Genomic DNA, 12,323 nt, shown 5'->3' with positions numbered 1-12,323 from the left:
GTTCAGCCGCGAAGGCGAGAGCCTGGACTACTGCGTCATTGCCGGCCCCACGCCCAAGGACGTCGTGGGCCGACTGACAGCGCTGACAGGCCGCGCCCCGCTGCCCCCGGCCTGGAGCTTCGGCCTGTGGATGACGACCTCGTTCACCACGCAATACGACGAGGCCACCGCCACCCACTTCATCGACGAGATGGCGCGCCGCGAGCTGCCGCTGTCGGTGTTTCACTTCGACTGCTTCTGGATGCGCGAGTTCCAGTGGTGCGACTTCGCCTGGGACCCGCGCGGCTTTCCCGAGCCCGAGGCCATGCTGGCGCGCCTGCACGCCAAGGGCCTGAAGATCAGCCTCTGGATCAACCCGTATGTGGCGCAGAAGTCGCCGCTGTTTGCTGAAGGCGTCAAGCACGGCTACTTCATCAAGAGAACCAACGGGCTGACCTTCCAGACCGACCAGTGGCAGCCCGGCATGGCCATCGTGGACTTCACGAACCCGGCCGCCAAGGCCTGGTACCAGGGCCACCTGAAGCGCCTGATCGCGCAAGGTGCGGACTGCTTCAAGACCGACTTCGGCGAGCGCATCCCCAGCGAAGGCGTGACCTACTTCGACGGCTCCGACCCCGTCGAGATGCACAACCTGTACGCGCTGCAATACAACCAGGCCGTCTTCGAGCTGCTCGAAGAAGTGCAGGGCAGCGACGCCATCGTCTTCGCCCGCTCCACCTAYGCCTCSGGCCAGCGCTTCCCGGTGCACTGGGGSGGYGAYTGCTGGAGCACGTTTGARTCSATGGCCGAGAGCCTCAGGGGCGGCCTGTCGCTCACAAGTTGCGGCTTCGCCTTCTGGAGCCAYGACATYGGCGGCTTCGARGGCAACCCGCCGCCGGCCGTCTACAAGCGCTGGATCCAGTTCGGCCTGATGTCCTCGCACAGCCGCCTGCACGGCAGCAGCAGCTACCGGGTGCCATGGCTCGTGGACGAAGAGAGCTGCGACGTGCTGCGCGCATTCACGCGGCTCAAGCACCAGCTCATGCCGTATCTGTACGCCAAGGCGCATGAGGCGACSCAGACCGGCGTGCCGCTGATGCGCGCCATGCTGATGGAGCACCCGCAGGACCCGGCCTGCGCGACGCTGGACCGGCAGTACCAGCTCGGCGAGAGCCTGCTGGTSGCRCCSGTSTTCACMGAGRGCGGCGAGGTGGACTTCTACCTSCCWGAAGGGACGTGGACSCATCTGCTGAGCGGCGAGAAGYGCGAAGGCGGCCGCTGGCATCGCGAGGTGCATGGCTTCCTGTCGATGCCGCTCTATGCGGCACCGAACAGCGTCATCGCCTGGGGCGCCGAGACCGAGAAGCCGGCCTACGACTACGCCCGCGGCACGGTGCTGCGCGTGTTCGAGCTGGATGACGGCAAGAGCGCGGCCTTCACGGTCGTGGGCGCGGACGGCAGCATTGCGGCGCGTGGCACGGTGAGCCGAAAGGGCGGGCAGTACGCGGCGCAGGTCAGCGAGGGTGCGCTGCGCGATTGGGGGCTGGAGGTGGACGGGCGGCGCAGCCCGGTGCTGGCCGAGGGCAAAACCTTGAACTGGGAGCGTCCATGAAAGCATCACTCGTTCGACGTTGCGGTGACGTCGTGCCGGGTTCTGGCCGGCGGTTTTCTCTGCGGCTGGTTGCGCTCGCGGCACTCCTGCATGCACCGGCTGCGGTACTGGCTCAGGTCGGCACCTTTCCCGGCATGGAGCCCGGTCGCGTTGGCGGCGTGACGGCCGAGGGGCAGAGCCCAGACAAAGCGGCGGCTGCGGCCAAGAACAAGCAGATGGCGCAGGAGCTGATCGACCAGCAGCGTGACGAAGCCGCACGCCGCTTGATGGTCGAACAGCGAGCAAAGCTGCGTGAGCGCTTGGAGCGCGATGCGGGACTGCTGCGCCAGCCGGTGGACTTGCTGGCGGGCATGTTCCAGCTGCCTGCCGACCTGAAGCTTTCTCCGGAGCACCGAAGCGTGGCCGAGGGTGTGCTGCGTCAACAACGTGAGCGCGCACAGGCCGGCTGGGCGGCATGGCTGACCGATGAAACCGCGCAGGGCAAGGGCGAGCTGCGGGCGGAAGTGGCTGCGCAGCGATTGAGCAATCGCGTGCTCAACGAAGTGGCGCTGTGGCAAGCCGATGCAACGCCGCACCCCAGCGACACGATCTGGATCGATGCGCTCAAGACACCCGCCATTTGCCAGCGGCTCGACCAGCCGCGGCCCGTGGCGCAGGTGGCGCAGCTGATCGAGGCGCTGCCCGCAGAGCAGCGCGACGCCGCCTGGCAGGGCGAGGCGGCGCGCCTGGCTCGATGGGGTCAGGTCCCGCGGCAGGTGCCGCCCTCGCCGGACCGCGCGTTTGAGGATGAGCTGGTCGCTGCGCTGCCCAAGCCGCCGGGCAACGCTTCCAGCCTCGCCCCCGAGGTGCGCAACGCGCTGCAGGCGCCGGGCTGGACCTATGCCGCGCAATCACCCGCTTCACGTTGCGAGCTGCTGCGCTGGTGGAGCCAGGAGCAGGTACGCACCCAGCGGATGACGGCGCCGCGTGCGCTGCATGCCTGGCGCACCGCCATGGCCGTGCGTTCATCGGGCTATCTGCTGCCCGATGTGCCGCGCAGTGGCCCGGGCGCGACCGACGCGAACGGCTTTCCGCTGTTCGCGCGCCGCGCCGAGCTTGCGGGCACGGTCGTCGTGGAACAGGATCTCGATGCTGCCGGCAAGATCGTGCGCAGCTTCGTGCAGCGCCGCGAAATCATGGCGGCCGGCGTGCGCGGTGTGCCGGCCCTGGCTCTGGAGCGCGAGCTGGACGCCGTGAGCCTGGCTCGCGCCGCCACCACCCCCGCTGCTGCCCCCGACCCGGCGCAACTGCGCGACGGAACGGCCACGCGCCGTATCGGCATCGAGTGGGTGCTGCCCCAGGGGCTCTAGGCAGAGCCCGCGCGCCAAGCCTTCACTCCTCCAGCGCGACCACCATCACGGCCTTGGCAGGTACCTTGATGGACAGCTTGCCGTCCGCGGCACGCGCGCTGAACGCCGCCGGCTTGATGACCTGCGGATCCTGGAAGGTGTTGTGCGCGTCCATCGCGGCCGAGGTCAGCACCTTGCCTGCCGCACCGTTGACCTTCGTGCCCGCAACGTTGACGGCGACATCGACCGCCTTGGACGGATCGGTGTTGACCAGCGCCAGGTACACCTTGCCGTCCTTGGCACGCGCCGCCGAAGCGCTCACGCCCGGAATGGTCACAGCGCCCAGGGTGTAGCTGGTGTTGTCCTTGATGGCCAGCGGCAGCGACTTGGCATCCTGGAACGGCGCATACATCTGAAAGGCGTAGTAGGTCGGGGTCAGGACCATCTTCTCCTTGTCCGTCAGGATCATCGCCTGCAGGACGTTGACCATCTGGGCGATGGTGGTCATGGGGACCCGCTCCGCATGCTGATGGAAGATGTGGAAGTTGAGTGCCGCCACGAGCGCGTCGCGCAGGGAGTTCTGCTGGAACAGCCCGCCCCTGGGGTTCACTTCGTCATACCAGGTGCCCCACTCGTCGATCATCAATCCGATCTTCTTCTCGGGGTCGTGTTTGTCCAGCACGGCCACGTGGTCCTTGATCAGCTGATCCATCTTCAAGGTATTGGCCAGGGTCGAGATCCACTCGCCTTCCTTGAAGCCGAGGTCCTTGCCCTTGACGTCCCAGTTGCCGGTCGGGACGGTGTACTGGTGGACGGTGATGCCGATCGTGCGGCCCTTCAGTTCCTTGCTCAGGACCTGGGTCCAGGCGGTGTCGAAGCCGCTGCCGCCGCTGGCGATCATCTTCGGCCGCGACTTCTCGGGCGCCCACAGGAAATGCTCGTAATTGCTGTACAGGCTCGCGTAGTACTCGGGCTTCATGTTGCCGCCACAGCCCCACAGCTCATTGCCGACACCGAAGAAGGCGACCTTGAACGGCTTCTCGCGCCCGTTCTGAGCGCGCAGCCTGGCCAGCGGCGAGCCGCCTTCCGCAGTCATGTACTGGACCCAGTCGGCCATCTCCTGCACGCTGCCGGTACCGACGTTGCCGTTGACGTAGGCGTCGGCGCCCATCATCTCGATCAGGTCGAAGAACTCGTGCGTACCGACGGCGTTGATCTCTTCGACGTGGGTCCCCCAGACGTTGCTCGGGCGCTTGTCCTGCGGGCCAATGCCGTCGCGCCAGTGGTAGGTGTCGGCGAAGCAGCCGCCAGGCCAGCGCACCAGCGGCACATGCAGCTCCTTGAGCGCGCCGACGACGTCATTGCGCCAACCCCGGGTGTTGGGGATGTTCGACTTGGTGCCGACCCACATGCCTTCGTAGACGCCGGTGCCGAGGTGTTCGGCGAACTGGCCGTAGACGTACTTGCTTATGACCGGGCCGGGCTTGCCGGCGTCGATGTTGATGCTGACCGGGTTGGCGGCAAAAGCCGGTGCCGCGATCAGGCCGAGAACGGCGAGGCTGTGTTTGATGGAGTTCACAGGGGTTGTCTATTCAAGTGGGGCGCAAGTGGAGGAAGGCGGAAAGTGATCGCGCCTTGTCAGCGACGGTCTTCCGTCCCTTGCCCGACGCGGTAGTAGTCAAAGTCGACACGGCCGCCGGCCGTCTTGGTCGAGTAATAGAAGAGGCCGAAGCGATAGCCCATGAAGTGCGGGAAGGTGTACTTCAGGCGAGAGGGACGACCGATGGGGGTCCAGGATTTACCGTCGAGGCTGTAGGAGAAGCGGGCGAGTTCAGGTGCAGGCTCAAATTCGCAGTCGACCCTGAGATGAACGGTCTTGCCAGTCAGGGGAATGGAGGCGATCTCTTCAGGCTTGTCGGTTTCGGCGCTCACCATGACGAGAGATCGGGCGCCGTCACTCATCTTCACGCCGACAAAACCATACTGCCGCTGAAAAGCCGCCAGGCCGGCCCAGTCGCCGTCTTTCATGCCGCTCACGTCGATGCTGGTGGTGGCCGAACTGCTCGGGCCGAAGGTGCGCTGAGTGAGCGTGTTCGGGGCTTCGAGCAGCGTGGAAACGACCCGGCTGGTGGTGAGGCTCAGGTAACCCGGGCGCTTGGTGAGCGACCAGTCATGGGGCTTCGGGTTGTGATTCCATTGCCAGGCCAGGGGCAGGGCGGGGTCGCCGGGCCGGCGGTCGAATTCGTCGGAGGCGACGATGCCGGAGGCGCCCGAGACGCCCTGTGCGCCGGCGGGGATATCGAGCGTCATGGGTGCCTTGCCGTTTTCGCCGAGCACGGGCCAGCCGTCTTTCCAGGTCACCGGCACGAAGTAGGGGATGCGACCGACGGCGGCGTTGTCCTTGAAGAGATAGGCGTACCACTTGCCTTCCGGGGTGTCGATGAGGCCGCCCTGGGCGATACCGCGATCGTCGAGCGCGATGCGACCTTCGTAGGGGCCGTCGATGGCGTCGGCGCGGTGGATGGTGACGGTGCGTGCCCAACGGCTGCCGGGTGAGGCAATGTTGAACAGGTAGTAGCGGCCGTTGGCCTTGAAAAGCTGCGAGCCTTCGCCCTTGAGCCCGCCCTGGTCGGCGCCGAAGAGGGCGTTGACGTTTTCGACGATGACCTTGTTCACGCCGCCGGGCTTGATGCCGGAGAGATCCGGTTTCATCTCGGTGAGCATGATGCGACCGCCCCCGTAGACCATGTAGACGCGACCGTCATCGTCGAAGAACAGGCTGTGGTCACCCAGCAAGGGCTCGAAGCTCGTCTCCTTCCACGGGCCGCGTTCTGGATCGCGCGTGGTGTAGATGTGAGTGCGACCCGTGTTGGCGGCGAACGTCGAGGCATGGAACACGCCGTCGTGGTAACGCAGGCTGCTGGCCCAGGAGCCTTCACCGTAGGCGTTCTTGCCGTTTTCGAGGCGCAAGGCTTCGTTGTCGGCAAGGGTTTGATAGGCGTACGAGGCCATGGTCCAGTTGACCAGGTCCGTCGACTTCATGATCGGCAGGCCCGGGCTCATGTGCATCGTCGTGCTGCTCATGTAGTAGGTCTTGCCTACGCGAATGATGGCGATGTCCGGGACGTCGGCCCAGATAAGAGGGTTATGAGCAGGATCGACCTGCATCTCCTTAGGGGCCGGTGCCGCTGAAAGGGGCTGAGACGTGATGCAGGCAAGGACGAGGGCCAGCAGGAGGGAAGAAATCGGTCGGCTCATGGGGTGGGGTCAGGTTGTCAGGGTTGGTCCAAGGTCTTGTCTGTGGAGGTCATCACTGCGAGTCAGGGCTTCGGTCGCCGGCCAGTTGCCGTGCATGTCCTCGTGCCGCCCAACTTCTCGCTCGCCAGTCAAGGGCACATCAGCTGACCTGCCAGTACAAGTTGTAGTAGCCGTGCGCGATTCTGTGGAACGGCAGCAGTTCGTACCCCTCCCCCAGGCCCGGCCCGCTCAGATGGAACATCAGCGGGCCAGTACCGCGCCGGACCGCCCCATCAAGGCCGGCGCCAGGCAGGGGTAGCGGGAGGATCTCCAGCGGCTCCTTGAACGTCTTGCCATAAGACACGTTCCACGCAACCAGATCGGCACCGGGCGCCATGGCGGGGCCGGCGACGCGCGCGGCCAGCACCAGGGGGCCGTACATGAGCGCCGCAATCTGGGGCGCGTTCGGCAACGGTGCCAGATGCACATGCATCGGCAGGTCGACGTCCAGTACGTCGCCGTCGCGCCAGGTGCGCGCGAGCTCCACGTAGCGCCCGGCTTTGTCGCTGGCCATGAGTTTGCGGCCGTTCAAGCGCACGCTCATCTGCCGGCACCAGCCCGGGTGGCGCAGCTTGAGGACAAGCTTTGTGGGCCGCTCCAGCCGCAGCGTCAGGCGGCTGGCGCCGCGCTCGGGAAACGTGGTCGTCTGGCGCAGATGCACACCCTGGTCGGCCCAATGCAGATCCGACGCAATGTATTGATTCACATACAGCACTTCCCGACGGTGGAAATAGATGGAATCGCCGTGCTTGGCGTGACTTTCCATCCCCGTGCCGGTGCAGCAGAAGAACGAATGCTCATGCGTGCAATAGAGCTTCGGATAGGTGCGCCGGGTGGCCTGGAAGTAGGTGAACATGCCACTGTCCGGGTCCTGGGAGGCGAGGATGCCGTTGAACAGGGCACGTTCGTGATAGTCGGCGTAGGCGGCCGATGGTTGCGCGGCGAACAAGGCTTGCGTCAGACGCAGCATGTTGTAGGTGCAACAGGTTTCCATGGTCGAAGCCGAGGCCAGATGCTTCTCGAATTCGGCGGGCGGAAAGAAATGCTCGTTGTCGCCATGCCCCCCCGTCGCAAACGAGCGCTGCTCGACTACCGTGCGCCAGAAGTAGCGCGCGGCCTGCCGGTAATGCGCCTGTCCCGTGAGTCCGTGCAGCCGGGCGAAGCCGATCACCTTGGGAATCTGCGTGTTGGCGTGCAAGCCGTCGAGGGTGTCGCGCCCTTCGGCAAGCGGCGTGAGCAGGGCCCGGTGGCTGAAGCGCTCAGCCAGGCGCAGGTAGCGCGCCTCCCCGGTCAGCGCGTGCAGGTCCGCCAGCACTTCGGCCATGCCACCGTGCTCGAGATCGAGCATTTTTTGAAAGCGCGGCTCGTCGACCGGCCGCGCGGCCTCGTCGACCCAGTCGCCGATACGCACCAGGACCGCGAGCGCCTGGGCATTCCGCCCGTGCAGATGCGCGTCGCGCAGGCCGGCCATCAACTTGTGCAGGGTGTACCAGGGCACCCCAACGACAGGGCGGCCTGCCAGGCAATTGCGCAGTTGCGTATCGCCATCGGGGAAGCCGCACACCAGGCCGCCGGGCGCCGCTTCCTGGCAGGCCTGTAGCTCACTGACGACGTAGTCGATCCTGGCGCGCAGCGCCTCCCGTCCGGTGGACGCCCACAACATCGAGCAGGCGCTTAAGAAATGGCCCAGGGTGTGCCCTGGGCAAAGCCCTTCCGCCTCCCATCCGCCGTACACCGGCGCCTTCGGAGCGAGTCCCGCATTTTTCCGGAAGTTGTGCAGCAAGCGGTCGCAGTTGAGCGACTCGAGGTAGAGCGCGTTGAGGCTCTGGGACTTGCGAAAAGGACCGTCGAGCAGCCGCACATCCGACAAGGGGAAAGGCTGCGCGGTTTCGCTCTCACTGTCTCTCTCTTCGGCCTCGGCTGGCATGCCAAGCAGCAGCGGCGCAACGGCGATGGCTTGCAGCAGGTGCCGTCGCAGTTGATCCGCCGGGACCCCGTCGCCCCGGGCGACACCGGCGGTCGATACCTTGCAGGTGATCTTCTGAGTTTTCATATTGATACGGTTGCCATGTCCGACCCGCCGATGGCGAACCCAGCGGCCTGGGGCCAGCTCCGCATGGCTAGCGCGCGTAGAGCGCGAACGCGAAGTCCGCAGGGCGGCCCTCACGGTCCTTCAACGGCCGGTCGTCGAGGCTGGCCTCGCCGCCGGCATAGACGTCGCTGCGGCTGGCGCGCAGATTGATCGTCAGCGCATCCTTCTGGCCCTGCAGCGCCAGCGCATAGCGGCGGCCGGACTTCAGCACGACCAGCGGATGGGCGCTGAAGTCAAAGCTCAGCAGCCCTGCTCCTTGCGGCCGGTAGGCGATGGCCAGGCCCTCGCCGGCGCCGAGCAGTTCGGTGCCGGCCTCCACGTCACGCAGCGACAGGCGCAAGCTGCGCGTGGCATCCGTGCCGTGGCCGTCGCCCGCGTACAGGCTGAGGCGGCCCAGTGCGATGTCGGCGCGCGGCACGAAGGTCTGCACCAGGCGGCTGGCGCCGCCGCCGTCGCGATGGAAGCCCACGGGTTCAGGGGCCTGCTCGAAAGGCCGGGTGACCGAGGCCAGCGCCGGGCTGCCCGGCCAGGTTTCGGGATAGCCCTGGGCGAACTGCTGGACGGCCACGCGGGGGTCGGAGCGGCCCGGGTCCGCCAGCGCGGGCACCTTGCCGGTGGGCGGCTTGGGCGGCGTGCTGACGCCGGCCTCGGTCTGCGTCACGGGCCACATGCGGCCGTCGGCGTCGTAGTAGAGGTATTCCATCGTGACGGAGCGGCGGGCGCCGGCGCCGGTCTCCCCATCCGGCAGGGTCAGCGCGCCGTTGTGATAGACCAGGTAGGACTGGCCCTTGAAGTCGTCGATGACGCCGGCGTGGATGGTGTAGCTGTTTTTGGCAGTGCCGGTCAGCGTGCCCTGGTAGGTCCAGGGCCCGCGCGGGCTGGGCGCGGTGGCATAGGACAGATGCTCGGCGAGCCCCTGGTGCGCCATGGACGCGTAGGTCATGTAGTACATGCCCTTGCGCTTGGACAGCCACGGCCCCTCGGTGTAGTTGGGCAACGCGATCTTCTCGATGGGCCCGTCCAGCTCGGTCATGTTCGACTTGAGCTTGGCCAGGTAGAGCACCGGGTTGCCCCAGGCCAGCCAGGCAGTGCCGTCGTCGTCGATGAAGACGGTGGGGTCGATGTCGTTCCAGCCGTAGGGGGCCGGCGTCGTGGCATCGGTGATCAGCGCCGAGCCGCGCGCATCCTTGAACGGGCCCAGCGGGTTGTCGGCCACCGCCACGCCGATGGCCTTGCCCGGCTGCGTGTCGTTGTGCTGCACGGTGGCGTAAAAGTAGAAGCGGCCGTTGCGCTGCACCACCTGCGCGGCCCAGGCGTCACCCACCGCCCACTTGAAGTCGGTAGGCTTCATGAAGGCGCCGTGGGCGGTCCAGTGGCGCAGGTCCTTGGAGGAATAGGCCAGCCACTCGTTCATGCGGAAGAACTCGTCGCCCTTGGCCTCGTCACGGCCGACGTAGAGATAGACCGTGTCGCCCACGACCAGCGGTGCAGGGTCGGCGGTGAAGCGGTCACGCAGCACCGGATTGGCGCCGGGCGCCGGTTCGGCAGCCGGCGCGGCCCCGCAGGCGAGGGCGGCGCAGCAAAGGGCGATGCGGTGAAACTGGGTGACGAGGCGCATGGCGAGGTGTGAACCATCAGGACAGGGTTGCGGGTGCTCACCCGGAGAGGTCTTGCAGCCGGAGTCCGGATGACGACACGGGATACCAAATCCGAAAGAGGTCTGACCAGTTTATGCTACGGCTGCAATTTGGTCGTACCAAATACGGTCAAAAATTGCCTGCTGCACGCTCACTAGCGTCAGTTCGAATTGGTCACTCTGAGAGGTGAAGCGTCATGCGACAGGGGTCGAGATCGCCCGTAGTTTTCATATCCGGGCTGGTGTCATGCATCGTCTTGACGCTGTTGCCATGCGCCGCGTCGGCATCTGCGTTGAATCGCGGGGGGCCGGAGGCAAGCGCGTCCAAGGGCTTGTCGACCGCCACTTGGACGCCGGACAACGGCGACGGCACCTTCACCAATCCCTTGTTCTATGACGAGTTTTCAGATCCGGACCTGATCCGCGTCGGTGACTGGTTCTACCTGACCGGCACCACCATGCACACCATGCCGGGCGTGCCGATCCTGCGCTCGAAAGACCTGGTCAACTGGGAGTTCGTTGCCTACGCGATGGACAAGCTCGACCTCGGCCCGGCCTTCCGGCTGGAGGGCGGCAACCACATCTATGGCCTGGGTATCTGGGCGCCGTCCTTCCGCTATCACGAAGGCAAGTTCTACATCTTTGCCAACGTCAACGGCCAGGTGACCCAGATGTTCACGGCCACCGATCCGAAGGGGCCTTGGACACGCACGCCGATGAAGCGCAGCTTCCACGACCTGTCCGTGCTGTTCGACGACGGCAAGGCCTATGTCGTCTGGGATCACCAGACGATGCGACTGGCCCAGCTGACGGACGACCTGACCGACATCGTGCCGGGCACCGAGCGCGTCTTGTTCACCAAGGACGCCGGCATGGGCGAGGGCGCGCACTTCTACAAGATCGACGGCAAGTACTACATCATCAGCGCCAACTACGCGGGCGGCTTTCGCATGCCGGCGGCGCGAGCGGATCATGTGCTGGGGCCCTACGAGGTCCATCAAGCGATCAGCTTGCATGAGGACTTCGGCATGGCCTCAAGCTTGCGCCTGGGCACGCGCCAGCCGCCGTTCGAGACCTGGGGGCCCGACCCCGCCGCCAACCACAGCCTGGCGTTGCACCAGGGCGGCATCATCCAGACGCCTGCGGGCGAGTGGTGGGGCTTTTCAATGATGGACTTCAACTCCGTCGGTCGCCTGCTCAGCCTGTCTCCGATCACCTGGAAGGACGGCTGGCCCTACTTTGGCCTGCCTGGCAACCTGACGCGCACGCCGCGGACGTGGGTGAAGCCCAAGACTGCCACGCCGCAGCCGGTGCGTGTGCCCTTTCAGCGCAGCGACGACTTCTCGGCGCCGCAGCTGCAACCCCTGTGGCAGTGGAACCACGTCCCGGTCGACGACAAGTGGTCGTTGTCGGAACGGCCCGGTTTCCTGCGGCTGCACGCCCTCGCGGCGACCTCGTTCTACGACGCGCGCAACACGCTGACGCAGCGAGCGATCGGGCCGATGTCGACGCCGACCGTCCTGCTCGATGTGTCGAACCTCAAGACGGGCGACACCGCGGGCCTTGGGCTGCTCAATCTGCCCTATGCGACCTTGGGCGTCGAGAAACTCGCCGACGAACTCAATGTCGTCTTTTACGACCAGCGCCTGGATCAGCGGGTGCGGGTGAAGATGACCGGAACGCGCATCTGGTTGCGGGCCGACTGCGACTTCCTCACCGAACGGGCGCGCTTCAGCTATTCGGTCGACGGCAACACCTTCACGCCCATCGGCAACGAGGTCGTGCTGCTCTACCAGACCTTCACCTTCCAAGGTGTTCGCTATAGCTTGTTCAACTACAACACGACCGGCGCCGAGGGCGGTGTCGCAGATTTCGACAGCATCGACGTCCATCAGCCACATATCCGCGGCCTGATGCGGCCCATTCCCTATGGCCGATCAGTCCGGCTGACGTCGTTTCACGCGAGCACCGGCCTGGCGGCCAGCGGTGGGCGCCTGGTTTCGGATGCGCCGACGCGGTTCGAGATCGTCGACCGCAAGCTGGGCCGTGTCGCCCTGCGATCGGGCCGACGCCATGTCACGGTCGGCGAGGACGGTGGGGTGACGCTGGTGGCCGGCCAGCCGGGCACGGCGCAAAGCTTCCAATGGATTGAAACCCCGACGGGTGAACTGGTGCTGATGTCATTGGCCACCAACCGCTTCCTGCGCATCGATCCGAAGACCGGGGATATCCGCGCCGACAGTCCTGGCCCCATGCCGGACAACAGCGACGGCGCGCGCTTCACCTGGTCGCAGTAAATAGGGTCGTGCCGGCGAATCCGGGAAGTCAACGGTGCCGGCCGGCACTCAGCCTGGCCCATCGTGACTGGCCGAATCAGCA

General features: G+C 66.0%; 7 protein-coding genes. 3 read left to right on the top strand and 4 right to left on the bottom strand.

Going from position 1 to position 12,323, the window contains the following annotated elements:
- Both yicI and ACXJKM_RS29325 read left to right on the top strand, forming a co-directional pair.
- Positions 1–1,591 (top strand): alpha-xylosidase (yicI, locus tag ACXJKM_RS29330; RefSeq protein ID WP_457356577.1); only part of this gene is annotated, 1,591 nt, incomplete at its 5' end.
- Positions 1,588–2,940 carry a hypothetical protein gene (locus tag ACXJKM_RS29325; protein ID WP_457356576.1) on the top strand — a complete coding sequence of 451 codons (1,353 nt, stop codon included), beginning with the start codon at positions 1,588–1,590 and terminating at the stop codon, positions 2,938–2,940. The genes yicI and ACXJKM_RS29325, both read left to right, overlap by 4 nt.
- Before the next feature lie 22 nt (positions 2,941–2,962).
- On the opposite strand, the gene ACXJKM_RS29320 is transcribed toward ACXJKM_RS29325, so the two are convergent.
- From ACXJKM_RS29320 to ACXJKM_RS29305, 4 genes are all read right to left on the bottom strand, one after another.
- The gene (locus ACXJKM_RS29320) at positions 2,963–4,498 is read right to left on the bottom strand and encodes an alpha-N-arabinofuranosidase (protein ID WP_457356575.1); all 1,536 of its coding nucleotides are present in this window, start codon (positions 4,496–4,498) and stop codon (positions 2,963–2,965) included.
- Between the two features lie 59 nt (positions 4,499–4,557).
- A complete protein-coding gene (locus ACXJKM_RS29315; RefSeq protein ID WP_457356574.1) occupies positions 4,558–6,177 on the bottom strand; it encodes a glycoside hydrolase family 43 protein in 1,620 nt (539 codons plus the stop codon).
- 139 nt (positions 6,178–6,316) lie between these two features.
- Positions 6,317–8,269 (bottom strand): glycoside hydrolase family 127 protein, encoded by a 1,953-nt coding sequence (locus ACXJKM_RS29310; RefSeq protein ID WP_457356573.1) that lies wholly within the window; start codon positions 8,267–8,269, stop codon positions 6,317–6,319.
- Positions 8,270–8,336: 67 nt separating this feature from the next.
- Positions 8,337–9,926, bottom strand: coding sequence for a glycoside hydrolase family 43 protein (locus ACXJKM_RS29305; protein ID WP_457356572.1), 1,590 nt, complete (start codon positions 9,924–9,926; stop codon positions 8,337–8,339).
- A gap of 350 nt (positions 9,927–10,276) precedes the next feature.
- Between ACXJKM_RS29305 and ACXJKM_RS29300 the strand changes: the two genes are divergently transcribed.
- A complete protein-coding gene (locus ACXJKM_RS29300) occupies positions 10,277–12,241 on the top strand; it encodes a family 43 glycosylhydrolase (protein WP_457356571.1) in 1,965 nt (654 codons plus the stop codon).
- Positions 12,242–12,323: the final 82 nt, after the last annotated feature.

It is taken from the genome of Roseateles sp. P5_D6 (assembly GCF_054049415.1).
The sequence above is the reverse complement of the archived record's forward strand: the minus strand, read 5'-3'. Positions and strand labels throughout refer to the sequence as shown.